The sequence below is a fragment of the Paucibacter aquatile genome, assembly GCF_002885975.1.
GTDB classification, from domain to species: Bacteria; Pseudomonadota; Gammaproteobacteria; order Burkholderiales; family Burkholderiaceae_C; genus Paucibacter_A; species Paucibacter_A aquatilis.
In genome coordinates this window covers 92,117-114,864 of record NZ_POSP01000004.1, presented here as the reverse complement: position 1 = coordinate 114,864, position 22,748 = coordinate 92,117, and the positions used below count along the sequence as shown (strand labels likewise).

Annotated in this window: 25 protein-coding genes; 18 read left to right on the top strand and 7 right to left on the bottom strand. The window is 65.8% G+C overall.

Going from position 1 to position 22,748, the window contains the following annotated elements; all coding sequences use genetic code 11:
* Positions 1 to 2: 2 nt before the first annotated feature.
* Both minD and minC read right to left on the bottom strand, forming a co-directional pair.
* A complete protein-coding gene (gene minD, locus C1O66_RS20195; protein ID WP_102769836.1) occupies positions 3 to 818 on the bottom strand; it encodes a septum site-determining protein MinD in 816 nt (271 codons plus the stop codon).
* Between the two features lie 106 nt (positions 819 to 924).
* On the bottom strand, positions 925 to 1,788 hold the full coding sequence (gene minC, locus C1O66_RS20190) for a septum site-determining protein MinC (RefSeq protein ID WP_102769835.1): 864 nt from the start codon (positions 1,786 to 1,788) through the stop codon (positions 925 to 927).
* A gap of 675 nt (positions 1,789 to 2,463) precedes the next feature.
* Between minC and C1O66_RS20185 the strand changes: the two genes are divergently transcribed.
* From C1O66_RS20185 to C1O66_RS20160, 6 genes are all read left to right on the top strand, one after another.
* Positions 2,464 to 2,655: a hypothetical protein gene (locus tag C1O66_RS20185; protein ID WP_102770393.1), complete on the top strand. Its 192-nt coding sequence runs from the start codon at positions 2,464 to 2,466 to the stop codon at positions 2,653 to 2,655.
* Positions 2,656 to 2,850: 195 nt separating this feature from the next.
* Complete coding sequence (gene metG, locus C1O66_RS20180) at positions 2,851 to 4,905, top strand: methionine--tRNA ligase (protein WP_102769834.1); 2,055 nt, start codon at positions 2,851 to 2,853, stop codon at positions 4,903 to 4,905.
* A gap of 14 nt (positions 4,906 to 4,919) precedes the next feature.
* A complete protein-coding gene (locus C1O66_RS20175; protein WP_102769833.1) occupies positions 4,920 to 5,768 on the top strand; it encodes a substrate-binding periplasmic protein in 849 nt (282 codons plus the stop codon).
* Positions 5,769 to 5,823: 55 nt separating this feature from the next.
* Positions 5,824 to 7,497 carry a SulP family inorganic anion transporter gene (locus C1O66_RS20170; protein WP_207796042.1) on the top strand — a complete coding sequence of 558 codons (1,674 nt, stop codon included), beginning with the start codon at positions 5,824 to 5,826 and terminating at the stop codon, positions 7,495 to 7,497.
* Between the two features lie 63 nt (positions 7,498 to 7,560).
* Positions 7,561 to 7,764 (top strand): DUF3460 family protein, encoded by a 204-nt coding sequence (locus C1O66_RS20165; RefSeq protein WP_102770392.1) that lies wholly within the window; start codon positions 7,561 to 7,563, stop codon positions 7,762 to 7,764.
* A gap of 39 nt (positions 7,765 to 7,803) precedes the next feature.
* Positions 7,804 to 8,679: a segregation and condensation protein A gene (locus tag C1O66_RS20160; RefSeq protein ID WP_102769831.1), complete on the top strand. Its 876-nt coding sequence runs from the start codon at positions 7,804 to 7,806 to the stop codon at positions 8,677 to 8,679.
* A gap of 46 nt (positions 8,680 to 8,725) precedes the next feature.
* On the opposite strand, the gene C1O66_RS20155 is transcribed toward C1O66_RS20160, so the two are convergent.
* Positions 8,726 to 9,481, bottom strand: a complete 756-nt coding sequence (locus C1O66_RS20155) for a response regulator (RefSeq protein WP_102770391.1) — start codon at positions 9,479 to 9,481, stop codon at positions 8,726 to 8,728.
* Between the two features lie 183 nt (positions 9,482 to 9,664).
* The gene (locus C1O66_RS20150; protein ID WP_102769830.1) at positions 9,665 to 10,306 is read right to left on the bottom strand and encodes a ParA family protein; all 642 of its coding nucleotides are present in this window, start codon (positions 10,304 to 10,306) and stop codon (positions 9,665 to 9,667) included.
* A gap of 95 nt (positions 10,307 to 10,401) precedes the next feature.
* Between C1O66_RS20150 and kefF the strand changes: the two genes are divergently transcribed.
* Genes kefF through C1O66_RS20135 form a run of 3 tightly spaced genes read left to right on the top strand, consistent with a single transcriptional unit; the run spans position 10,402 to position 13,397 of the window.
* Positions 10,402 to 11,067 (top strand): glutathione-regulated potassium-efflux system oxidoreductase KefF, encoded by a 666-nt coding sequence (gene kefF, locus C1O66_RS20145; RefSeq protein ID WP_102769829.1) that lies wholly within the window; start codon positions 10,402 to 10,404, stop codon positions 11,065 to 11,067.
* The gene (gene kefC / locus C1O66_RS20140) at positions 11,064 to 12,935 is read left to right on the top strand and encodes a glutathione-regulated potassium-efflux system protein KefC (protein WP_102769828.1); all 1,872 of its coding nucleotides are present in this window, start codon (positions 11,064 to 11,066) and stop codon (positions 12,933 to 12,935) included. The genes kefF and kefC overlap by 4 nt, the downstream gene beginning before the upstream one ends.
* 30 nt (positions 12,936 to 12,965) lie before the next feature.
* Positions 12,966 to 13,397, top strand: coding sequence for a DUF1841 family protein (locus C1O66_RS20135; RefSeq protein ID WP_102769827.1), 432 nt, complete (start codon positions 12,966 to 12,968; stop codon positions 13,395 to 13,397).
* A gap of 58 nt (positions 13,398 to 13,455) precedes the next feature.
* On the opposite strand, the gene C1O66_RS20130 is transcribed toward C1O66_RS20135, so the two are convergent.
* The 3 genes from C1O66_RS20130 to flgA form a co-directional block, all read right to left on the bottom strand.
* Positions 13,456 to 13,860 (bottom strand): hypothetical protein, encoded by a 405-nt coding sequence (locus tag C1O66_RS20130; protein WP_102769826.1) that lies wholly within the window; start codon positions 13,858 to 13,860, stop codon positions 13,456 to 13,458.
* A gap of 104 nt (positions 13,861 to 13,964) precedes the next feature.
* Positions 13,965 to 14,294, bottom strand: coding sequence for a flagellar biosynthesis anti-sigma factor FlgM (gene flgM / locus C1O66_RS20125; RefSeq protein WP_102770390.1), 330 nt, complete (start codon positions 14,292 to 14,294; stop codon positions 13,965 to 13,967).
* 169 nt (positions 14,295 to 14,463) lie between these two features.
* Positions 14,464 to 15,255, bottom strand: a complete 792-nt coding sequence (gene flgA, locus C1O66_RS20120) for a flagellar basal body P-ring formation chaperone FlgA (protein ID WP_243392896.1) — start codon at positions 15,253 to 15,255, stop codon at positions 14,464 to 14,466.
* A gap of 202 nt (positions 15,256 to 15,457) precedes the next feature.
* Here flgA and flgB point away from each other — a divergent pair, with 202 nt between their 5' ends.
* The 9 genes from flgB to flgJ are packed head-to-tail and all read left to right on the top strand — an operon-like array spanning position 15,458 to position 22,731.
* Complete coding sequence (flgB, locus tag C1O66_RS20115) at positions 15,458 to 15,871, top strand: flagellar basal body rod protein FlgB (RefSeq protein WP_102769825.1); 414 nt, start codon at positions 15,458 to 15,460, stop codon at positions 15,869 to 15,871.
* A gap of 39 nt (positions 15,872 to 15,910) precedes the next feature.
* Complete coding sequence (gene flgC / locus C1O66_RS20110) at positions 15,911 to 16,327, top strand: flagellar basal body rod protein FlgC (protein ID WP_102769824.1); 417 nt, start codon at positions 15,911 to 15,913, stop codon at positions 16,325 to 16,327.
* Between the two features lie 23 nt (positions 16,328 to 16,350).
* Positions 16,351 to 17,001 carry a flagellar hook assembly protein FlgD gene (locus C1O66_RS20105; protein WP_102769823.1) on the top strand — a complete coding sequence of 217 codons (651 nt, stop codon included), beginning with the start codon at positions 16,351 to 16,353 and terminating at the stop codon, positions 16,999 to 17,001.
* 47 nt (positions 17,002 to 17,048) lie between these two features.
* Complete coding sequence (gene flgE / locus C1O66_RS20100) at positions 17,049 to 18,359, top strand: flagellar hook protein FlgE (RefSeq protein ID WP_102769822.1); 1,311 nt, start codon at positions 17,049 to 17,051, stop codon at positions 18,357 to 18,359.
* Between the two features lie 54 nt (positions 18,360 to 18,413).
* The gene (gene flgF / locus C1O66_RS20095; protein ID WP_102769821.1) at positions 18,414 to 19,139 is read left to right on the top strand and encodes a flagellar basal-body rod protein FlgF; all 726 of its coding nucleotides are present in this window, start codon (positions 18,414 to 18,416) and stop codon (positions 19,137 to 19,139) included.
* 28 nt (positions 19,140 to 19,167) lie between these two features.
* Complete coding sequence (gene flgG, locus C1O66_RS20090) at positions 19,168 to 19,950, top strand: flagellar basal-body rod protein FlgG (RefSeq protein ID WP_102769820.1); 783 nt, start codon at positions 19,168 to 19,170, stop codon at positions 19,948 to 19,950.
* Positions 19,951 to 19,964: 14 nt separating this feature from the next.
* Entirely contained in the window at positions 19,965 to 20,675 is a 711-nt protein-coding gene (locus C1O66_RS20085; protein WP_243392895.1) for a flagellar basal body L-ring protein FlgH, read from the top strand.
* 45 nt (positions 20,676 to 20,720) lie between these two features.
* Entirely contained in the window at positions 20,721 to 21,854 is a 1,134-nt protein-coding gene (locus C1O66_RS20080) for a flagellar basal body P-ring protein FlgI (protein WP_102769819.1), read from the top strand.
* A gap of 1 nt (position 21,855) precedes the next feature.
* Positions 21,856 to 22,731, top strand: a complete 876-nt coding sequence (flgJ, locus tag C1O66_RS20075; RefSeq protein ID WP_102769818.1) for a flagellar assembly peptidoglycan hydrolase FlgJ — start codon at positions 21,856 to 21,858, stop codon at positions 22,729 to 22,731.
* Positions 22,732 to 22,748: the final 17 nt, after the last annotated feature.

The window sequence follows — 22,748 nt, the reverse complement described above, 5'->3', positions numbered from 1 at the left end:
GCTTACTTGCCGCCGAACAGGCGTTTGAACAGGCTGGGCTTGACGGCTTCGATGAAGCGCATCGGCTTGTCTTCACCGAGGAAGCGGCTGATCACGTCCTTGTAGGCCTCCGACACATCGGTGCCTTGCATGTGGATGGCCGGTGAGCCCTGGTTGGAGGCTTGCAGCACCACTTCCGATTCCGGGATCACGCCGATCAGCGGCGTGCGCAGGATCTCGTGGATGTCTTCCAGCGACAGCATGTGGCCGCCCTCGACCCGGTTCGGGTTGTAACGGGTAATCAGCAGGTGTTCCTTGATGGGGTCTTTGCCTTCGATGGCGCGCTTGGTCTTGCTGTTGAGCATGCCCAGGATGCGGTCCGAGTCACGCACCGACGAGACTTCGGGGTTGGTCACCACCAAGGCTTCGTCGGCGAAGTGCATGGCCATCAGCGCACCGGTTTCGATGCCGGCCGGCGAGTCGCAGACGATGTACTCGAAGTCCATGGCCTTGAGTTCCTCCAGCACGCGCTCCACGCCTTCGTAGGTCAGCGCATCCTTGTCGCGGGTTTGCGAGGCGGCCAGGATGTAGAGCTTGTCCAGCTGCTTGTCCTTGATCAGCGCCTGGCTGAGCTTGATCTCGTCGTTGATGACGTTGATCAGGTCGTAGACCACGCGGCGCTCGCAGCCCATGATCAGGTCGAGGTTGCGCAGGCCGACGTCGAAGTCGATCACGCAGGTCTTGTGGCCGCGCAGGGCCAGGCCGGTTGCAAAACTGGCGCTGGTGGTGGTCTTGCCCACGCCACCCTTGCCCGAGGTCACCACGACGATCTTGGTCATCGAATCAGATCCTTTCAAAACTACAACTGAGAAGGACGGCACACAGGCCGGCCAGGGTTTTTGACTTGCTTGCGATGGCGCGGGATGTTCACGCAGCCATCATGACTCAAAGCTTGAGCGCCTCCATCACCAACTTCTCGCCCTCCAGCCGGATCTGCGCCGGCTTGCCCTGCACCGTATCGGGCAGCGGGTTCTCGGTCGTGCGGTAGATGCCTGCAATCGAAATCAGTTCGGCCTCCATGCTGGCGGCAAAGATACGTGCCTCGGTGTTGCCGCGCGCGCCGGCAATGGCCTTGCCGCGCAGCGGGGCGTAGACATGGATGTGGCCATCGGCGATCACCTCGGCGCCATGGTTGACCAGGGCCAACACCACCAGGTCACCGCCCTTGGCGTAGATGCGCTGGCCGGAGCGCAGCGGCTTGTCGATCACCAGGGTGGGCACGCTCTCGGCCGGCACCGGCACTTCGCGAACAACCTCCCGCACCACTTCGCGAATCACTTCCTGCACCACCGGCGCCGCATCCACAGCGCGCCAGCGCGGTGCGGCCTGCGCTTCGGGTTCCGGCGCTTCGGCCAGGCCCAGTGCCAGGGCCTGCTCCAGCTCGGCCGGCGTGGCGCCGTACACCGCCACCGGCGACATGCGATGGCCGCGCAGCATCGGCAGCAGCGCGGCCAGGTCCACCTCGGCGCGGCCTGGTACAGCGCTGTCCAGGCTCAGCTGGGCCGGGGCTTCTACGGCGGCCGTTGCGGCAGCGGCCGAGGGCTCCTGAGGCAGCTGGCTCAGGTCGATCAGCAGCGGTTCGTTGCTGAACACACCAGGCGTGGCACCCACGCGAACCTGGAGCTCGCGGCTCAACTCGGTCAGGTCCGTGGTCTTGAGGACCAGCGAGAGCAGACTCAAGCTCGCGCTCTTCAACTCAAAACCCTCAGCGCCCTTGGACGCTGCTCTCCCCTGTTGTGCCTGAGTCATCTGCTGCCTTGATGCCGCTACCGTGCAAAGTGCGCGATTTTAGCCATGCGTCAAGCGGCCGCCCCTCCGCATCGCCCCCGATAGGCCCACATGCGCCTCGCGCATCGTGGCTTTCGCCGCCGGCCATTGCTGCAAAAACAGGCAAGCCAGCAAAGTTCCCGGCCCATCAAGCACTTAGCGCCGCTGTGGGTGAAGCACCCACAAACTTGTCCACAAGAGATGTGCAAAACCAAGCCCTTTTTGTCACGGGGCTGTCACTGAATTTCGCGACGAGGGGCATTCAGCTCTTGACTTATCCCCATTTCTTGATCCACGTCAGCTGGCACCGCCCTTGCCCGCTGCGCGCACCTCGACTGGCGCACAACAACGCTAAGTTGTTGATTCATATAGATCGCCAGCCACTGCTGCGAAAAGAGGCAGATTAAGCCAGAGGGCCTCGCCACAAGGGTTTGGCGCCACCCCACCCCCCTTTTCCACAAAGTTATCCACAGCGAAAGTGGATAGTCTTTTTAGGCCATACGAATCATGGACTTAGGGGCGATGTTTCATGTCAGACCGAGCTTTTCGCGCTAACTGAGACCGCCTTGGAGCGCTCGCGGCGCGCCGGGTGCGGCGTGCAGCGGTTACATTGAAGGGACTATCTGCGCCCCGCAGATGCCTTGCAGGAGCATGTCCTTGGCCACACCGAACTACTCATACGAAAAACGCCAACGCGAATTGGCCAAGAAACGCAAAACCGAAGAAAAGCGTCAGCGCAAGCTGAACAAGCCGGAAGGCCAGAGCGACGAGCCCTCAGCCGAAGGCGACGCCGCTGCGGACGCCGGCGACACGGGCGCCACCCCGCCCACCCCGAACAACGCCGGCTGATCACCCGCCCGCGCAGGCTGCGGGGCCGCGAGCCGGCCCTGTCGCCGCAGCACATCAGATCGCCCCTTTGACCGCGGCTCGGGCGCTGCCCGGCGCCCCGGCGAACGCCCCTCGTCAGCCCCGTCGAAGTGCCGTGCAGCCCTGGCCCTAAAATGCGCGCCTGCCCGGCACCGCCGCCAGGCCTGCAAAGACACCATGACACGCAAGCTCTTCGTCACCACCGCCCTGCCCTACGCCAACGCCAATTTCCACATTGGCCACATCATGGAATACACCCAGGCTGACGTCTGGGTGCGTTACCAGCGCATGCAGGGCCAGCAGGTGCATTTCGTCTGCGCCGACGACGCCCACGGCGCGCCCATCATGATTGCCGCCGAGAAGGCCGGCATCACCCCGCAGCAGTTCGTGGCCAATATCGCCGCCGGTCGCAAGGCCTATCTGGACGGCTTCCACATCGCCTTCGACAACTGGCACTCGACCGATGGGCCTGAGAACCACGAGCTGTCCAAGGAGGTCTACAAGGCCTTGCGTCGCAACGAGCTGATCGAGGTGAAGACCATCGAGCAGTTCTTCGACCCCGAAAAGTCCATGTTCCTGCCGGACCGCTTCATCAAGGGCGAATGCCCCAAGTGCGGCGCCAAGGATCAGTACGGTGACAGCTGCGAATCCTGCGGCGCCGTCTACACCCCCACCGAGTTGAAGAACCCCTTCTCGGTGCTGACCGGCGCCACGCCGGTGATGAAGAGCTCGGAGCACTACTTCTTCAAGCTCAGCGATCCGCGCTGCGTGGAGTTCCTCGAGCAGTGGACGCAAACCCCGGGCCGCCTGCAGTCCGAGGTGCTGAACAAGATTAAGGAGTGGTTCACCAAGGATGAAGAGGGCAAGGGCGGCCTGGGCGACTGGGACATCAGCCGCGATGCGCCTTATTTCGGCATCGAGATCCCCGACGCACCGGGCAAATACTTCTACGTCTGGCTGGACGCGCCTATCGGCTACCTCGCCTCGCTGAAGAACTACTTCGGCAAGACCGGCCAAGACTTCGACGCCTTCATGGCCGACGAGTCGGTCGAGCAGGTGCATTTCATCGGCAAGGACATCACCTACTTCCACACCTTGTTCTGGCCGGCCATGCTGCATTTCAGCGGCCGCAAGACGCCCAACCACGTCTTCGTGCACGGCTTCCTGACCGTCAACAACGGCGAGAAGATGAGCAAGAGCCGCGGCACCGGCCTGGACCCGCTCAAATACCTCAACCTCGGCATGAACGCCGAGTGGCTGCGCTACTACATCTCGGCCAAGCTGAATTCACGCGTCGAAGACATCGACTTCAACCCCGATGACTTCGTGGCCCGCGTCAACAGCGATCTGGTCGGCAAGTACGTCAACATCGCCTCGCGCGCTGCCGGCTTCCTGGCCAAGCGATTCGACGGCCGCCTCTCGGCCGATCTGGGCGTGGAGGGCCGCGCCCTGCTGGACGGCCTGCGCGCCCACAGCGCCACCATCGCCCAGCTCTACGAAGAACGCGAGTTCGGCAAGGCCTTGCGCGAAACCATGATGCTGGCCGACCGCGTCAACGAGTTCGTGGACCAGAACAAGCCCTGGGAGCTGGCCAAGCAGGAAGGCCAGGACGCCGTGCTGCACGACGTCTGCAGCGTCTGCATCGAGGCCTTCCGCCTGCTGACCATCTACCTCAAGCCCGTGCTGCCGGCCCTGGCGGCCAAGGTCGAGAGCTTCCTGAAGATCGAGCCGCTGCAGTTCGCTGACGCCCAGCGCGCCCTCGGCGCCCACCAAATCGGCGCCTACGAACACTTGATGCAGCGCGTCGACCCCAAGCTGCTGGAAGCCCTGTTCGAAGCCCCTGCACCGGCCGTGGCCGCCAAGCCCCTGCCGGGCGGCGAGGAGCTGGCGCCCGAGATCAAGATCGACGATTTCACCAAGGTCGATCTGCGCATCGCCAAGATCGTCAAGGCCGAGCATGTGGACGGTTCGGACAAGCTCCTGCGCCTGAGCCTGGACGTGGGCGAAGGTCGCCTGCGCAATGTCTTCAGCGGCATCAAGAGCGCCTACAAGCCCGAAGACCTGGAAGGCAAGCTCACCGTGATGGTGGCCAATCTGGCGCCGCGCAAGATGAAGTTCGGCATCAGCGAGGGCATGGTGCTGGCCGCCAGCCACGCCGACGAGAAGGCCAATCCCGGTATCTTCGTGCTCGAGCCCTTCCCCGGCGCCCAGCCGGGCATGCGGGTGCGCTGAGGCCCACCCGGCCCATGCTGCGCAGCCGGCCGGTGGCGTGCCGCCGCCAGACCGTCCTGGGTCTGCTGCTGGGCGCCGTGGCGGGTGGTGCGGCATCTGCAGCGGCCCTCGTCGGCCGCGAGGCCCGGGCTGGCGCGGTGCGCCAGCCCCTGCTGATCAGCTACAACGACGACTACGCGCCCTACTCCTTCGTCGATCCGCAGCTGCATCCTCAACGGGTGCAAGGCATCCTGCCCGATCTGCTGCAGGCCCTGCTGAAGGACCTGGACAGCGTCCAGCTGGAAGCCTTGGGCCTGCCCTGGCGGCGCGCCCAAGCCATGGTCAAGCTGGGCCAGGCCGATGGCCTGTGCACCTTTGCCTCGGACGAACGCCGGCAGTACGCGCTCTTCAACGAGCTGCCCCTGGTGGAGCTGCGCCCCCATCTGTTCTTCAGTGCCCGCCATCCGCAGCGGGCGCAGCTGGAGCGCCTGCGCTCGCGCGAGGACCTAAAGGCCTTCCATCTGGTCGATCAAAAAGGCAATCAATGGGCCGAGCAGGTGCTGGCCGATTTCCCGCATGTCGAATGGACCATGGGCCACGACGCCGTCTTCCGCATGGTCTTGGCCGCACGCGGTGACGTCCATGTCTCGCTGAGCCCGCTGGTCACGCAGTGGCGGCTCAAGAAGCTGGCCATCCAGGCTCAGGTGATGTCCATTCCGGCGCCCTATCTGGCCGCCAACGTGCCCTTCCACCTCGGGCTGCGCCAGGACTTTCCCGACGCGCGCCAGATCCTGGCCCATCTCGACCGCCGCCTGGCCCAGGCCGGCAGCGCCGCCCTGATCGAAAGCATCGTGCGGCCCTACCACAGCGCCACCAGCAGCTGAGTTTTCTCAAAACCGCAAGCCGCAAGAGGCGCAGAATCGGTGCAAGACCTCGATCATGCCGCCGCTCCTCCACCGCTTCCGCCCCCGCTCGCTGAGCCTGCTTCAGGACTACAGCCGCCAGCGCTTCATCGCCGACCTCGGCGCGGGCTTCACCGTCGGCATCGTCGCCCTGCCCCTGGCCATCGCCTTTGCCATCGCTTCGGGCGTCAAGCCCGAGCAAGGCCTGTTCACCGCCATCATTGCCGGCTTCCTGATCTCGGCCCTGGGCGGCTCCAGCGTGCAGATCGGCGGGCCGGCCGGCGCCTTCATCGTCGTGATCTACGGCATCGTGCAACGCTACGGCCTGGGCAATCTGCTGGTCGCCACCATGTTGGCTGGCTGCTTGCTGATCGCGCTCGGCGCCCTGCGGCTGGGCGCCTGGGTGCGCTACATCCCGGTGAGCATCGTGATCGGCTTCACCAACGGCATTGCCGTGCTGATCGGCCTGTCCCAGCTGAAAGACTTCCTGGGCCTGCCCATTGCCCACATGCCGGCCGATTTCTTCAGCCAGCTGCGGCTGACCGCCCTGCACATCGGCGACATCCATTGGGCCGCGCCCTTGCTGGGCGGCGCCTGCGTGGCCGTGGTCAGCCTCTGGCCCAAGACCTATGCCATGGACCGCGAGAGCCACAGCACCCGCGCACGGCTGCAGCGCTGGATGTCGCAGCTGCCCGGCACCGTGATCGCCTTGGTCGGTGCCACCGCGCTGTGCTACGGCTTGCAGCTGCCGCTGGAAACCATCGGCAGCCGCTTCGGCGGCATTCCCCAGACCTTGCCCAGCTTCGCCTGGCCCGAGGTCAGCTGGACCGGCGCCAAGCAACTGCTCATCCCGACCCTGACCCTGGCGCTGCTCGGTGCCATCGAATCCCTGCTCTGTGCCCGCGTGGCTGACAAGCTCAGCGACCAGCCACGCCACGACCCCAACCAGGAGCTGATGGCCCAGGGCATTGCCAACCTCGTGACGCCCTGGTTCGGCGGCATTCCGGCCACCGGCACCATCGCCCGCACGGTCACCAATGTGCGCGCCGGCGCCAGCAGCCCGGTGGCAGGCATGGTGCATGCGCTGGTGCTGCTGATCATCGTGCTGGTGGCCGCACCGCTGGCCGCCCACATCCCGCTGGCGGCCCTGGCCGGCATCCTGCTGGTGGTGGCCTGGAATATGGGCGAGTGGCATGAGTTCGCCCGTCTGCGCCACTTCAGCCTGCCTTACCGCACCGTGCTGCTGGGCACTTTCGTGATGACCGTGGTGTTCGATCTGATGGTGGCGGTGGAGGCCGGCCTGGTGCTGGCCTGCCTGTTCTTCATCTACCGCATGAGTACCTTGTTCCAGGTGCAGGAGCTGCCCCAGACCGGCCTGCCGCCCGGCACCCTGGCGCTCAAGCTCTACGGTTCGCTGTTCTTTGGCGCGGTCGGCAAGGTCGAGGGCCTGGCTGAACGGCTGCAGCCCGGTCAGCGCCTGCTGGTGCTGGACATGCACCAGCTGATCTCCATGGACACCTCGGGTCTGGATGCCCTGCTGCAGCTCCAGCGCGGCCTGCAACGCCAGGGTCAGGCCTTGCTGCTGTGCGGCCTGAACGAGCAGCCAGCCAGCCTGGTCCGGCGCGGCGGCCTGGCCGAAGCCCTGGGTCCGAACGGCATTCATGCCGATTTCGAGCAATGGCGGGTCAGCGCCCACACGGCCAGCCTGTAAAATCTCGTCTTGCAGCCGGTTTTCTGCCGGCCGCCCACCTTGTTTGCGAAGCACTGCCACACCATGCCTCTGTTCTGGAAAGCCTACAAGTCCGACGCCAGCACCTTCATCGACGAGCTCAAGGCCAAGAAGCCGACGCTGGAAGCCGAGCAGCGCGCCGGCCGTGCCCTGCTCTGGGACAAGGCGGTGGACCGCAGCGCCCAGGCCGACTACCGCGCCGCACGCGTCGAGCAACAGCCCTACGTCTACCAGACGCAAGCCAAGTAAGCGACGCTCGGCGCCCTGCCGGACTGGTTCTGAGTTGCCATGAGCAGCAGCAACAACAGCGGCGAGCAGGCCGCAGGCCCTGAGCTGCCGCCGCCCCCGGCCGAAGAGCTGCCGGGGCTGCCCGAGACCGTGGACAGCGTGGCCGTGGCCCGCCTGTATGGCGAGCCGCTGTTCCAGATGCCGCTGGACCTCTACATCCCGCCGGATGCGCTGGAGGTCTTCCTCGAAGCCTTTCAAGGCCCGCTGGACCTGCTGCTATACCTGATCCGGCGCCAGAACTTCAACATCCTCGACATCCCGCTGGCCGATGTCACGCGCCAGTACCTGAGCTACGTCGACCAGCTGCGCAAGCACAACCTCGAGCTCGCCAGCGAGTACCTGCTGATGGCGGCCATGCTGATCGAGATCAAGTCGCGCATGCTGCTGCCGCCCAAAAAGACCGAGGACGGCGCCGAACCGGAAGACCCGCGTGCCGAGCTGGTGCGCCGCCTGCTCGAGTACGAACAGATCAAGCTGGCCGCGGCTCGCCTGGACGCCCTGCCCGTGCTGGGCCGCGATTTCCTGCGCGCCCAGGTCTACATCGAGCAATCGCTGCAGCCGCGCTTCCCCGACGTGGAGGCCAACGATTTGCGCGAGGCCTGGCTGGACATCCTGCGCCGCGCCAAGCTCAACCAGCACCACAAGATCACGCGGGAGCAGCTCTCGGTGCGCGAACACATGAGCATCGTACTGCGGCGCCTGCAGGGTCAGCGCTTTGTCGAGTTCGAGCAGCTCTTCGATGTCTCACGCGGCCAGTCGGTGCTGGTGGTGACCTTCATCGCCATGCTGGAACTGGCGCGCGAGCGCCTGCTGGAAATCACCCAGGCCGAGGCCTTTGCGCCGATCTACGTGCGCCTGGCCTACACGCCCAGCTGAGCGGCAAGCGCCATCACGGCGCCTCGGCCCAGAAGCGGTCCGGTGCTCAGGGTTGCGCCACGCGCCAGGTCGAGAAATGCGCGTCGGGTTGACGCTGCACCATCTGCCCCACGGCCAGCACCGCCTGCGTGCGCGAACCCACGCCGAGGGCCTTGAGCACGGCGGCGACATGGTCCTTGATGGTCTCGACCGACACGCCCAGTTCGCGAGCGATGATCTTGTTGGGCTTGCCTTGCAGCAGCAGGGCCAGCACATCGGTCTGGCGCGGTGTCAGCGCAAGACCTTCCAGGCCGGTGGTGACCTGATAGTTGGAGTTCATGGCCTGCTGCTGAATCTGCTGCAGCTTGTTCTGCTGCGCGCTGATCGCCCCGGAGGCCGGAGCCGTCTCGAATTCAGCACCGCCTTCGTTGCCCAGGCCCATGGGTGGCACATAAATGCCACCGGACATCACCAGCTTGAGTGCCTGGGAGAGCAGCTCGGTCTCGGCCCGCTTGGGCACAAAACCCATGGCACCCTGGTCGATGGCACGGATCACATCGCTGGCCCGATCGGAGGCCGAGATGATGACCACGGGCAGGGCCGGGTAGGCGGCACGGAACTCATCCAGCACATCAAAGCCACTGGCATCGCCAAGCTGCAGATCCAGGAGCACGAGGTTGAAATCCTGGTGCGTCTGCAAGGCCTGACGGGCGGAGGCCGCACTGTCGGCGCCCACCACCTGCACATGCTCGCCCATGCCTTCGATGACGGTCTTCAAAGCCGCCAGGATCAGCGGGTGATCATCGATCAGCAAAACCTTCATGCCCATCCTTCGGCGCCACGTGTGCAGAGTTTCATGTCGGACCGCATGATAGAGCCCCGGCGTGGTGCATCGCACTCACCCCGATGGGTGATACCCACGCTGCCGTGTTAGGCCTGCGCACTTTTCTGGCGTCAGAACTCGCAAACGAAAGCTGCAAGCCGAACTCAACTTGCGTTTTAGCAATCACGCTTTCCTTGCGTCCAACCAGGCCGTTAGCGGCGCCCACTGCGCCAAGTCTCGCTCGACACGGCTGGGCGCCACATCCCAAAGGCTCAAGCCATGTGCGGCCAGCTGCACATAGTTCTGGGTGTCGCGCAGCATGCCCAGCACCGGCACCTCCAGCCCCTCCAGAAAGCCCTGCAGCTGCTGCACCGACAGCGTGCCTTCCTTGGCACGCATCCCGACCAAAGCCAGCTCGGGCTGGCGTTTGGGCGAGTCTTCATCGCCACGCAGTTCGCGCAGCCTTTGAATGAAATCGAAACTGGCCTGGATATCGAAGAGGCTGGGCTGCAACGGCATCAAGAGCTTGTCGGCCAACTTGAGCAGGGTCTTCAAGCGCTTGCCGTCCAGCCCGGCCGGAGAATCCAGCACCACATGACTGACACCCTTGGGCGGCTTGACGACCTGGTCCCCTTCAAAATCCCAACCCTGGATGCGCGGAAGGTGGGACGGGCGCAAGGCCAGCCAGCGGCGCGCCGACTGCTGCTTGTCGACATCGCCCAGCATCACGCTGTGGCCTTGCGAGGCCAGGTAGCCGGCGATGTTGGTGGACAAGGTGCTCTTGCCCACCCCACCCTTGGGATTGGCGATCAGGATCACAGGCATGGGCTCACTCCTCAGGGCATGCACAAAAGCCGCTGCAAGCGACAACAACACAGCCCGACATCCTAAGCGCTGGGCGCTCGGGTTAACCTCAGGCCATGCCTGAGACTTCTGACATCCTGATTCTTGCCGCCCACCCCGACCGCGCCCGTTCGCGCGTCAGTGCCCGCTTGATGGACGCCGCGCAAGCCCAAGCCACGCGCTGGACCCTGCACGACCTCTACCGCCGCTACCCGGACTACGCCATCGACGTGGCTGCCGAGCAGCGGGCGCTGGCCGCCGCGCGCCTGGTCATCATGCTCCACCCCCTGCACTGGTACAGCATGCCGGCTCTGCAAAAGCTCTGGGTCGACGAGGTACTGAGCTTCGGCTGGGCCTACGGCCCCGGAGGCCATGCCTTGCGCGGGAAAGACTTCTGGCTGGTCACTTCCACCGGCGGCAGCGCAGAAGCCTACAGCGCTCAGGGCCATCACGAACACCCGATCGAGCACTTCCTGCTGCCCTACACCCAGAGCGCGCGCATCTGCGGCATGAACTTCCTGCCGCCCCTGATCCTGCACGGCGCCCATCAAGCCGACGAAGCCGCGCTGCAGCAGCACACGAAGTCCTTTCTGGCCCGGCTGGAGGCCTACCCCCAGTGGTGCGTGCATGAAGCCGAACCCAGCCTGCCCGAAGTGCCGCTGGACGCCCGGCCGGCCTTGTTCAGCCCGTTGCGCCCGGCCACCCCGGCGCGTGCAGCCTCACATGAGGAGCCCCAGCCATGAGCGCGGCCGCCGGCAGCAACTGGCTGCAACTTCCCCTGGTCTGCCTGGGCGCGGCCGTCGTCGCCGTGCCGCTGGCGCGCTTTTTGCGCCTGGGCTCCATCCTCGGCTACCTGATCGCCGGCGTGCTGATCGGGCCCAGCGTGCTGGGCCTGGTCAGCGACCCGGGGCAGATCCTCGAAGTGGCCGAGTTCGGCGTGGTGCTGATGATGTTCCTGGTCGGCCTGGAGTTGGAGCCGAAACGGCTCTGGGCCATGCGCAGGCCCATCTTCGGCTGGGGTTCGCTGCAGCTGTTCGGGTCGGCCGCCATGCTGCTGGGCCTGGCGTGGCTGTTCGGCGTGCCGGCCGGCCTGGGCCTGGTGCTCAGCCTGGGCCTGGCCATGTCGTCCACGGCCGTGGCCTTGGCCGTGCTGGCAGAGCGCAACCTCGGGCGCACAACGGCAGGTCAAAGCATCTTGAGCGTGGCCTTGCTGCAGGACATCGCCGCCATTCCGGTGCTGGCCCTGGTGCCCATTGTGGCGGCCGGCAGCACCGTGTCGGCGGCCGAGGGCAGCGGAGCCTGGGCGGCCGCCAAGGCCCTGGGCATGGTCTTGCTGATTGTGCTCGGCGGGCGCCTGGCCCTGCGCCCGGCTTTGCGCTGGATCGCCGGCAGCCGCACGCCCGAGATCTTCACTGCCGCGGCCCTGCTGCTGGTGATCGGCACCGCGGCCCTGATGCACAGTGTCGGCCTGTCCATGGCCCTGGGCGCGTTTCTTGCCGGCGTGCTGCTGGCCGAGAGCGAATACCGGCGTGAGCTGGAAACCGATCTGGAGCCTTTCAAAGGCCTGCTGCTGGGCCTGTTCTTCATCGCCGTGGGCATGGGCCTGGACTTGCGGGTGCTGCGCGAGCAAACCGCCCTGGTGCTGGGCCTGCTGGCCGCGCTGCTGCTGTGCAAGGGCCTGTTGCTGGGGCTGATGTCGCGCTGGATGCAGATCCCGGTGCTGGAGCGGCCGGTCTTCGTCATCCTGCTGGCCCAGGGCGGCGAGTTCGGCTTCGTGGTGTTCCAGCTGGCCCAGCAGGCCGGCTTGATCGACGCCACGCAAAACTCAGCGCTGGTGGCGGCCGTGGCCCTCTCCCTGGCTTGCACGCCGGCCCTGTTGCTGGCCAGCGACCGCCTGCTGCTGCCGCGCCTGCAGCGCAAGACGGCCGCACGGCCGGCGGAGCAAGAAAGCCCGCCACCCGCACCCATCCTGATCGCCGGCTTCGGCCGCTACGGGCAGATCGTCGGCCGCCTGTTGTTTGCCCACGGTTATGAAGCCACCGTGCTCGACCACGATGCCGAGGCCATCGAGGCCATGCGGCGCTTTGGCTGGCGGGTGTTTTTCGGTGATGCCACCCGGCTGGACCTGCTGCGCAGCGCCGGCGCGGCGCAAGCGCGGGTGCTGGTGATCGCGGTGGACGATGTGGCGCAGAGCCTGGCCATTGCCGAGCTGGCGCGCGAGCATTTCCCGCAGGCCCAGGTGGTGGCGCGGGCGCGCAATGTGCGGCACTACTTCAGCCTGCGCAATCTGGGCGTGCAGCTGATCGAGCGCGAAACCTTTGACGCAGCCTTGAACAGCGGCCGCAGCGTCATGGAGCTGCTGGGCCTGGAGCCCCATGCCGCCCGCAAGCTGACCTGGCGATTCCGCCGGCACAACCTGGATCAGCTGGAACAGATGCTGCCACTGCAGCACGACAACGGCGCCCTGATCGCCGCATCGCGGCAGGCACGCCAGCAATTGGAAGCCCTGCTGGCCCAGGAGCGCGAACAGGCGCGGCGGGAACATGAAGCCCGCCATGGCGAAAGCTGGAGCGCGCCCACGCCGGCCACCGGCGAGCCGCCCACAAAATAGACGGGCGCGCAGCAGCGACAATCTGGCCCTATGTTTGCCCCATCCCAACTCGAGGTGCGCCGCTTCTTCTGCGCCACCTACCGCAAGCTGCGCGACGGCCAGCCCCTGATTCCCATGGAGGCCATCGCCGCCGACTGGATCGCCCAGCACCCGGAATACCACGCCGAACTGGCCGATGAAGAGGCGGCCCTGGCGGCGGTCTACAGCGTCGAAGAGGGGCGCACCAACCCCTTTCTGCATCTGTCCATGCACCTGACCATCAGCGAGCAGCAGTCCATCGACCAGCCGCATGGCATCCGCCAGGCCGTCGATCTGCTGGCCGCCCGGCGCAACTCCCTGCACGAGGCCCACCACGTGGCCATGGACTGCCTGGGCGAAATGATCTGGGAATCGCAACGCAGCGGTCTGCCGCCCGACGGCCACGCCTACCTGGACAAGGTGCGAAAAAAAGCCACGCAGTGAGCGTGGCTTGGGCTGCTTTCATGCCCGGCACCCATCGGCCGAGCAGCGAGCGGGCCGATCAGGCTTGAATCGAAGCGCCGCCCAGGCTCTTGCGCTCGTTCTTGCCCAGCGCCGAATACAGGCCGTTGGCTTCGCCGGGCATCAGCACGTCGATCGCACGGTCCAGCGCCGCCGTGGCGCGGGCCAAAGACTCACGCTGGGCGGCCACACGGCCCCCAGCCTGCACCAGACGATGACGCAGATGGGCCGGCACCGCACCGCTGCGAGCGGCTTCGCTGAAGCTCGTGATCGCCACCGCCAGCGCCTGATGCAGGCGAGCAGCGTGTTGTTCGATGGCCTGGGTGTCGCGCCGCAGCAAGGCATCACCCAGCAAATTGAGGCAGCTTTCCACCTCCAGCAGCGGCTGCTCGAGCTGCTGGCCGAGCGCTGCGGGAGTGGAATCTGAGGGAGGCAAAGCGTGCATGGCTGTCCCCGCCATAAGGCGTTGAGAACGCGTTAGGGTTCAACAAACGAAACTTTGATCAACCCTTGCCCTGTCACAGCAGGCAAAGGCCCGAACCGCCTCGATCAGTGAGGCGTCATCCGGCTCAGCATTTCTTGAGCGTTGGCAATCAGCTTGTCGGCGATGACGTTGGCGTTGACCGTGAACTTGCCGTCCGAGATGGCCTGCGAGATGCGCCCGACCTTCTCGGCATCGAAGCTGCCGTCTTCCGCCACACCCGCCAGGAGCTTGGTCGCATTGGTCGACAGCTCCAGGGTGGCGCTGGCCTCCGGCGCCTTCTTTCCGGCCACTTGTGCAGTCGCGCCCTGGCCTTGCGCTCGCCCTGTCTGGGCCGCGCCCGCCTTGTCGGCCGTGACGGCCGACGATGCGATCTCTGGGCTATTACCGATTTTCATGGTGCTCTCCATAGGCCTGGGTCATGCCCAAACCTGTCCAGGTTTTCCGGTGTATCGACGCTCAACATGAAGACTTTAGTACTTTCGACAAAACCGCTCCCGCCCCAGAAGCGGGGTTTTTCCGCCTCAGAGCTGAGTCTCAACACCGGTTGACGTGTGCCAGCGTTGTTCACAACAACACCTCCACCCGTCGTTCACCGACGACCCGACCCGTCACCATCCGCCCGTTTTCGAAGCGGATCTTGACGTTCTGTCCTTCCAAACCCGCGGCCATGGCCTGACCTTCGCCGGCGACCGCGAAGCCCGGCCCGGAAACCCGGACCTGCACCGTCTCACCCGCCGCAAACCACTGCCGCGCCCTCAAGCTGCTGCTGCTGATCGCTTCGCCAGCCGCCACAGGGCGGACCAGGCTGCGTCCAGTCAAGCCGGCCGCATCGGTGAACACCGCGCCGGCCACAGACGCTATGTCTATTTCGGCCATTGCCAGCTGCGCTTGAGTCAGGCTCACCCCCGAAGCCAGGGGTTCGGCGGCCACCAGGGCACGGGCATAGACCTTGACTTGCACCGGCAGCGTGACGTTCCAGCGCGCGCGACCATCGATGCAGCGCAGACCGATGCGGGTGCGGCCCCACATCTGCAGGCCGGTGGGCAAGTACGGTTGCACCTGGGCACAGGGCGCCAGCTTGAGGCGCGGATCGAGTTGACCGACCTGCACCTCCACCCGTGCCTGCGCGGGCATGCCGGCCTTGGCGCCGGCCTGGGCCAGGTCCTGGACCTGCAAGCGCAATTCGGTGCTCAGCGTTTCGGTCACCACCGGCTTGGCCGTCTGGGCCTGAGCCTCGCTCAGCATCCCTACCAGCCACAAAGGCAGGCTCCAACTCAGGCTCAGGATCAGCCATGCTGCCAGGCGCGCCGGGCGGCGGAGCATCTGAGCGACAGGGATGGAGCGAGTCGAAAGCATGGATGGACTGTAGGCCGCCACCCCTTGGCCACGAGGGCCGAAATGCGCAGCAAAGCCCTTGCTATTCCCGCTAATGTTTTCAGAGCGGCCCAACACAATCCGTTCACATCGCCCATTCCCGTCCGACGGACAGGGACCTTGAGACCCTCCCCAGCCCCAAGGCGCGGCGCTCCAGCCCGAACCCAAGCAGGGGGCACGCATCATGCTGAACCGACTGACCGCCAACCTGAACTTCCAGACCGAGGCCCTGGCCCTGCGCTCGGAACGCCAGCGCATGCTCGCCAGCAATATTGCCAATGCCGACACCCCGGGCTACCAAGCCCGCGATCTTGACTTCTCCCGCGCTCTGCGTGAGGCCACCTCGTCCAGCCGCGGCTCGGGCCAGCTCCTGACCACCCAGGGAGGCCATATGGGCCCGATCGGCGGCGGGCGCAGCGAAGCGAGCAAGCTCTATGCCGTGCCGGCGCAGACCAATCTGGACAACAACACCGTCGACATGGACCGCGAACGGGCCAGCTTCGCCGACAACTCCGTCAAGTACGAAGCCACGCTGCGTTTCATCAACAGCTCGGTGCGCACCACGCTGGACGCCATGAAGTCGCCCAACGCGGCCTGAGCGGCCCGGCACTAGCAGACCACCGGCCAGGAGCAGACCATGTCCATGTTTCAAATCTTCAATGTCTCGGGCAGCGCCGTCAGCGCGCAGAGCCAGCGCCTCAATGTGGTGGCCAGCAATCTGGCCAATGCCGACACCGTGGCCGGACCCGATGGTCAGGCCTACAAGGCCCGCCAGGTGGTGTTTCAGACCGCCCTGATGGGCGCCAACGGCGACCAGGGTGCCGCCGGCGTGCGCGTCAGCACCATCAGCGAAGACCAGACGCCCGGGCGCCGGGTTCACGATCCCAAGCATCCCAAGGCCGACGCCGAAGGCTATGTGACCTACAGCAATGTCAACACGGTGGAGGAGATGGTCAACATGATCTCGGCCTCCCGCTCCTACCAGAACAACATCGAGGTGATGAGCACGGCCAAGAGCCTGCTGCTCAAAACCCTGCAGCTCGGCCAGTCCTGAGCTTCACCTGAAAGAGGCCCGCCATGGACGTCATCAGCGCCGTCAAGTCGACCGGCACCACCACCAACACCGCGGAAGAGTCGGCCAGCAAGAAGGCCGTGGACACGCAGGACCGTTTTCTCAAGCTGCTGGTCGCGCAGATGCAGAACCAGGACCCCATGAACCCCATGGACAACGCCCAGGTGACCAGCCAGATGGCGCAGATCCAGACGGTCAGCGGCGTCAGCACCCTGGACAACAGCATCAAGTCCCTGGCCAACCAGTTCACCCAGATGCAGGCCCTGCAAAGCGTCTCCTTGGTGGGCCGCGAAGTCAGCGTCGAGGGCAACCGCCTGCAGCAAACCAACGGGGTGGGCGAAGGCAGCTACGCCTTGAGCAGCCCCGCCGATGCGGTGAAGCTGGAGGTCTTGAGCCCCGCCGGCGCCGTGGTCGACACGGTGCAGCTCGGCGCGCAAGGCACCGGCCGCCACAACTTCAAGTGGGCCTCGGACAAGTACGCCGACGACGCCGGACTCAAATTCCGCATCACTGCGACCAAGGGCACGGCCGCCGTGAGCAGCACGCTTTACGCCCAGGACAAGGTGCTGGCCGTCAACACCAGCGGCACCTCGCTGAAGCTGCAGCTTCAGAACGCTGGGCTGGTTGACTACGCCAGCATCAAGACTTTCGACTGACGCTCGCCGCGCCTGTCCCTTTCACGATTTCCCGCTAAGGACCCATCATGAGCTTCCAACAAGGCCTCTCCGGATTGAACGGCGCGAGCAAGAATCTCGACGTCATCGGCAACAACATCGCCAATGCCGGCACCTATGGTTCCAAGGCCTCACGGGCCGAGTTCAAAGATGTGTATGCCGGCGCACTCAACGGCGCGGGCAGCAGCCCGGTCGGCATCGGAACGGCCCTGGCCGCCGTGGCCCAGCAGTTCACACAGGGCAATATCACCACGACCGAAAGCCCCATGGACCTGGCCATCAACGGCGGCGGCTTCTTCCAGCTCAGCGATGGCAAGAACCCGACCATGTACAGCCGCAACGGCCAGTTCAAGGTCGACCGCAACGGCTTCATCGTCAACAACGACCAGCTCAAGCTCATGGGCTACCCGGCCGATGGCGCCGGCGTGATCCAGCCCGGCCTGGCCCAGCCCCTGCAGCTGCCCACCTCGGGCATCGCGCCCAAGACCACCACCGCCATCACCACCGAGTTCAACCTCGACTCGCGCTCCAAAGTCACGGCCAACGCCGCCATTCCTGGCATCGACCTGAAGAACCCGGCCACCTACAACAACGCCACCTCGCTGACGGCCTATGACGCCAAGGGCCAGGACGTGGCCATCACGCTCTACTTCCAGAAGAACGAGCCCGCCGCCGACGGCAGCACGACCTGGAACATCTTCGCCACCGCCAACGGCTCACCCTTCGCCACCGATTCCGCCGGCGGCGCCATCGGCACCGATGCCAGTGGCAACCCGCTGACGCCCTATGCCACCGTGACCTTCCCCAAGACCGGTGGCAAGCCCATCGATCCCACGACCAAGCTGAACATGGATGTGCCCGCCGGCCGCAACGCCGCCGGCGCCGCCACCCTGGACATCCCCGGCATCCAGTTTGACGTGCTGGGCGCCACCGAGAACGGCTCCAGCTTCGCCGTGACCAACCTGACCCAGGACGGCTACGCTCCGGGCCAGCTCTCCGGCATCCTGATCGAGAACAGCGGCATCGTCATGGCGCGTTACTCCAACGGTCAATCCAAGCCGGCGGGCCAGGTCGAGCTGGCCTCCTTCCGCAGCCCGCAAGGCCTGCAGCCCATGGGCGGCAATGTCTGGGCGCGCACCTTCTCCTCGGGCGAGGCGGTGGTGGGCGTGCCGGGTGACGGCAACCTGGGCAAGCTGCAATCGGGCGCGCTGGAAGAGTCCAACGTCGACCTGACCGCCGAGCTGGTCAATATGGTCACCGCCCAGCGCGCCTACCAGGCCAGCGCTCAGACCATCAAGACCCAGGACCAGGTGCTGCAGACCATCGTCAACCTGCGTTGATGCTGAGCGCGCACTGAAGGCCTGATCCCGCATGACCCTGCCCAAGGACACGCCATGGACCGCATGATCTACCTCTCGATGGCCGGCGCCAAGGCGGCCATGCAGCGTCAGGACGTGCTGGCCAACAACCTGGCCAACGTCTCGACCAATGGCTTCCGGGCCGAGCTGCAGGCCTTTCGCTCGGTGCCGGTGCGTGGCGATGGCGCCAGCACCCGAGCCTACGCCCTGGAAACGACCACCGGCTACAACTCCGACCCCGGCGTCATGCAAGCCACCAGCCGCAGCCTTGATGTGGCAATGAAGGGCAACGCCTGGCTGGCCGTGCAGGGCCTGGACGGCACCGAGGCCTACACCCGCGCGGGCGCACTCGATGTCAATGCCGAAGGCCTGCTGGTCATACGCAACGGCCTGCCGGTGCAAGGCGATGGCGGCCCGATCAATGCGCCGCCCAATACCGAGCTGTCCATCGGCGGCGACGGCACCGTCAGCGCCAAAGCGGCCAACGGCACCAGCACCACCATCGGCAAGCTCAAGCTGGTCACGCCCGAGGCACGCCTGACGCGCGGCGCCGACGGTCTGTTCCGTGCGCCCGACGGCGACCTGCCCGCCGACCCGACGGCACGCCTGCAAGACGGCGCGCTGGAAGGCTCCAACGTCAGCGCCGTCGAAACCATGGTCAGCATGATTGCCGCCGGCCGCCAGTTCGAGCAACAGATGAAGCTGATGCAGATTGCCCAGACCCAGGGCCAGCAATCGGCCAAGCTGCTGGGCACCACCTGACCTCCCGATTCCCTGAAGGACACCGACCATGATCCGCTCACTCTGGATTGCCAAGACCGGCATGGAGGCCCAGCAGACCCAGCTGGACACCATCTCCAACAACCTGGCCAACGTCGCCACCAATGGTTTCAAGCGCTCACACGCGGTGTTCGAAGACTTGATCTATCAAAACCTGCGGCAAAGCGGCGCCAACACCACCGAGCAGACCCAACTGCCCACGGGTTTGCAGGTCGGCCTGGGCGTGCGCCCGGTGGCCAGCGCCCGCATCTACAGCCAGGGCAATCTGCAGCAAACCACCAACAACCTGGACCTGGCCATCAAGGGCAATGGTTTCTTCCAGGTGCAGATGCCGGACGGCACCACGGCCTACACGCGCGACGGCTCCTTCCAGCTCGACGCCAACGGCCAGATCGTCACCAACAACGGCTATACCGTGCTGCCCGGGATCACCGTGCCGGCCAATGCACTGAGCGTGTCCGTCGGCAATGACGGCACGGTCAGCATCACCGTCCCGGGCACACCGGCGCCGCAAACCCTGGGCCAGATCCAGCTCGCCAATTTCGTCAATCCGGCCGGCCTGGACCCCAAGGGCCAGAACCTGTTCTCGGAGACCGCCTCCTCGGGCACGCCCAATGCCGGCGCGCCCAATGCCAACGGCCTGGGCTCGCTGCAACAAGGCTATGTGGAAACCTCCAACGTCAATGTGGTGGAGGAGCTGGTGTCCATGATCCAGACCCAGCGCGCCTACGAGCTCAATTCCAAGGCCGTGCAAACCTCGGACCAGATGCTGCAAAAGCTCGCACAGATCTGATGGAGCCTCCGCTCATGAACACCCTGCCCCGCCATCACATGCTTCACGCCCGCCTGCCTCGCTTGCTGCTCGCCTTGTCCAGTGCCTTGCTGCTCGGCGGCTGCAGCACGCTCTACCGCGAACCCCAGGTCGAGCTGCAGCACACGCCGGTGGTGAACATGCCCGCCCTGCCCGCCCATGGCCCCAGCAATGGCGCCATCTACCAGGCCGCCGCCTACCGGCCGCTGTTCGAAGACCACCGCGCCCGCATGGTGGGCGACACCTTGACCATCCAGATTGTCGAGAAGGTCACCGCCAGCCAGAGCAGCACCAGCGAGCTCAACAAGACCGGCTCGCTGACCGCCGGCGTCACCGCCCTGCCCTTTGTCAGCGCCAACTCCTTCGGCCGCGCCTCGGCCGGCGGCAGCTCGGCCACCAAGTCCACCGGCAAGGGCACGAACGAGAACACCAACGACTTCTCCGGCAGCATCACCGCCGTGGTCACCGCCGTGCTGCCCAATGGCCATCTGATGATCAGCGGCGAGAAGCAGATCGGCGTCAACCATAACGTCGATGTTCTGCGCTTCTCGGGCCAGGTGGACCCGCGCGCCATCACCCAGGGCAATGTCGTGCCCTCGGCTTCGGTGGCCAATGTTCGGATCGAACAGAAGGGCCGCGGCGCCACCGCCGACGCCCATGGAATAGGCTGGTTGTCGCGCTTCTTTTTGAACCTTTGGCCGACTTAAGTTTGCCCAGAATCGGTCGTAGAGGATTCCCCCTCCACGACCATCATGCAAACAGCCACCGACAAATTCCTCCGCGCCCTGATCGGCCTCGCCGCCCTGCTGGCCAGCGCCGCCCTTTGGTGGCCCGCCGAGGCCTCCGCCGCCCGGATCAAGGAAGTGGCCGCCATCCAGGGCGTGCGCAGCAACTCGCTGACCGGCTATGGCCTGGTGGTGGGTCTGGACGGCACGGGTGACCAGACCACCCAAGCTCCCTACACCGGCCAAAGCCTGGCCGCCATGCTGCAGCAATTCGGTGTCATCCTGCCGCAAGGCGTGACCATGCAGCCGCGCAATATCGCCGCCGTCATGGTCACGGCCCAGCTGCCCGCATTTGCCCAGCCCGGCCAGCAGCTCGACATCGCCGTGTCCTCGGTCGGCAATGCCAAGAGCCTGCGCGGCGGCACCCTGATCACCACCCCGCTGCGCGGTGCCGACGGCCAGGTCTATGCCCTGGCGCAAGGCAATCTGATCGTCGGCGGCGCCGGCGCCTCGGCCGGTGGCTCCAAGGTGCAGATCAACCACCTCTCGGCCGGCCGCATACCCGGCGGCGCCCTGGTCGAGCGCTCGGTGCCGACGCCGCTGCAAAACGGCGACTACATCCAACTCGACCTCAACTCCGCCGATTTCGCCACCGCTCGCGCCGTGGCCCGCGCCATCAACAAGGCCAAGGGCAATGGCGTGGCCCAGGCCCTGGATGGCCGTGTCGTGCGCGTGCGCGCGCCCAACGACCCGGACGAGCGTGTCAACTTCCTGGCCGATATGGAAAACCTGGCCCTGGATCTGGCCGAGCCGGCCGCCCGCATCGTCATCAACGCCCGCACCGGCTCGGTGGTCATGAACCAGGCCGTCACCTTGGCCGCCTGTGCCGTGGCCCACGGCAATCTGTCGGTGACCATCAGTTCCACACCGCAAGTCAGCCAGCCCAATGCCCTGTCGGGCGGCCAGACCCAGGTGACCGAGAAGACCGACATCTCGATCAAGCAGGACCCCGGCTCGCTGATCCAGCTGCCCGCGGGTGCCAAGCTGGCCGATGTTGTCAAGGCGCTGAACTCGCTGGGCGCCACGCCGCAAGACCTGCTGGCCATCCTGCAAGCGATGAAAACCGCCGGCGCCTTGAACGCCGAGCTGGAGGTGATCTGATATGGCCCTCTCTCCCAACAATGGCATGGCCCTCGGTGGTGGCACCAGCCTGGGCAACGACCACCGCTCGATCGAAACCCTGCGTGCCGCCGCCTCGCGCGACCCCAAGAGCAGCATTCGCGAGACCGCGCGCCAGTTCGAATCCCTGTTCATGCAGGAGGTGATGAAGAGCATGCGCTCCAACACCATGGCCACCGGCATGCTGGAGAACTCCGCCACACAGATGGGCAGCGAAATGCTGGACACCCAGTTCGCCGGCAAGATGACCGGCCTGCCGGGCGGTCTGTCCGATGCGATTGCACGTCAGCTGCAGCGCCAGATGGGCGTGACTGACGGCAAGGCGGAGCCGCTCAAGACCGTGCAGCCCCTACCCACCCTGGCCAAGAAGAATGTGGCGCCGCATGTGGCCAGCTTCATCCAGAAGCACGACGACGCGGCCAAGGCCGCCGAGGCCAGCACCGGCATTCCGGCCAGCTTCATGATCGCCCAGGCGGCGCATGAGTCCGGCTGGGGCAAGCGCGAGATCAACACCAAGGACGGCCAGCCCTCCTTCAACGTCTTCGGCATCAAGGCCACGCCGGGCTGGAAGGGCGCCGTCGCCGAGGTGCAGACCACCGAGTATGTGGATGGCAAGGCCCAGCGCGTGACCGCCAAGTTCCGCGCCTACGGCAGCTACGAAGAAGCGTTCAAGGACTACGCCAAGCTGATCAGCAACAACGAGCGCTACAGCAAGGTCGTGGCCCAGGCCCAGACGGGCGGGGCCAAGGGCTTTGCCCAGGGCTTGCAGAACGCCGGCTATGCCACCGACCCCGAGTACGCCAGCAAGCTGGCCCGGGTGATCAACACCACGGTGCGCGTGCAGCGCGCCCTGGCCTGAGCTTCGGGGCTGAGGAG

Bases quoted from the DNA above. Each gene is read 5' to 3' on its own strand.
- minD (WP_102769836.1), bottom strand. From the start codon at position 818: ATGACCAAGATCGTCGTGGTGACCTCGGGCAAGGGTGGCGTGGGCAAG.
- minC (WP_102769835.1), bottom strand. From the start codon at position 1,788: ATGACTCAGGCACAACAGGGGAGAGCAGCGTCCAAGGGCGCTGAGGGT.
- metG (WP_102769834.1), top strand. From the start codon at position 2,851: ATGACACGCAAGCTCTTCGTCACCACCGCCCTGCCCTACGCCAACGCC.
- C1O66_RS20175 (WP_102769833.1), top strand. From the start codon at position 4,920: ATGCTGCGCAGCCGGCCGGTGGCGTGCCGCCGCCAGACCGTCCTGGGT.
- C1O66_RS20170 (WP_207796042.1), top strand. From the start codon at position 5,824: ATGCCGCCGCTCCTCCACCGCTTCCGCCCCCGCTCGCTGAGCCTGCTT.
- C1O66_RS20165 (WP_102770392.1), top strand. From the start codon at position 7,561: ATGCCTCTGTTCTGGAAAGCCTACAAGTCCGACGCCAGCACCTTCATC.
- C1O66_RS20160 (WP_102769831.1), top strand. From the start codon at position 7,804: ATGAGCAGCAGCAACAACAGCGGCGAGCAGGCCGCAGGCCCTGAGCTG.
- C1O66_RS20155 (WP_102770391.1), bottom strand. From the start codon at position 9,481: ATGAAGGTTTTGCTGATCGATGATCACCCGCTGATCCTGGCGGCTTTG.
- C1O66_RS20150 (WP_102769830.1), bottom strand. From the start codon at position 10,306: ATGCCTGTGATCCTGATCGCCAATCCCAAGGGTGGGGTGGGCAAGAGC.
- kefF (WP_102769829.1), top strand. From the start codon at position 10,402: ATGCCTGAGACTTCTGACATCCTGATTCTTGCCGCCCACCCCGACCGC.
- kefC (WP_102769828.1), top strand. From the start codon at position 11,064: ATGAGCGCGGCCGCCGGCAGCAACTGGCTGCAACTTCCCCTGGTCTGC.
- C1O66_RS20135 (WP_102769827.1), top strand. From the start codon at position 12,966: ATGTTTGCCCCATCCCAACTCGAGGTGCGCCGCTTCTTCTGCGCCACC.
- C1O66_RS20130 (WP_102769826.1), bottom strand. From the start codon at position 13,860: ATGCACGCTTTGCCTCCCTCAGATTCCACTCCCGCAGCGCTCGGCCAG.
- flgM (WP_102770390.1), bottom strand. From the start codon at position 14,294: ATGAAAATCGGTAATAGCCCAGAGATCGCATCGTCGGCCGTCACGGCC.
- flgA (WP_243392896.1), bottom strand. From the start codon at position 15,255: ATGCTTTCGACTCGCTCCATCCCTGTCGCTCAGATGCTCCGCCGCCCG.
- flgB (WP_102769825.1), top strand. From the start codon at position 15,458: ATGCTGAACCGACTGACCGCCAACCTGAACTTCCAGACCGAGGCCCTG.
- flgC (WP_102769824.1), top strand. From the start codon at position 15,911: ATGTCCATGTTTCAAATCTTCAATGTCTCGGGCAGCGCCGTCAGCGCG.
- C1O66_RS20105 (WP_102769823.1), top strand. From the start codon at position 16,351: ATGGACGTCATCAGCGCCGTCAAGTCGACCGGCACCACCACCAACACC.
- flgE (WP_102769822.1), top strand. From the start codon at position 17,049: ATGAGCTTCCAACAAGGCCTCTCCGGATTGAACGGCGCGAGCAAGAAT.
- flgF (WP_102769821.1), top strand. From the start codon at position 18,414: ATGGACCGCATGATCTACCTCTCGATGGCCGGCGCCAAGGCGGCCATG.
- flgG (WP_102769820.1), top strand. From the start codon at position 19,168: ATGATCCGCTCACTCTGGATTGCCAAGACCGGCATGGAGGCCCAGCAG.
- C1O66_RS20085 (WP_243392895.1), top strand. From the start codon at position 19,965: ATGAACACCCTGCCCCGCCATCACATGCTTCACGCCCGCCTGCCTCGC.
- C1O66_RS20080 (WP_102769819.1), top strand. From the start codon at position 20,721: ATGCAAACAGCCACCGACAAATTCCTCCGCGCCCTGATCGGCCTCGCC.
- flgJ (WP_102769818.1), top strand. From the start codon at position 21,856: ATGGCCCTCTCTCCCAACAATGGCATGGCCCTCGGTGGTGGCACCAGC.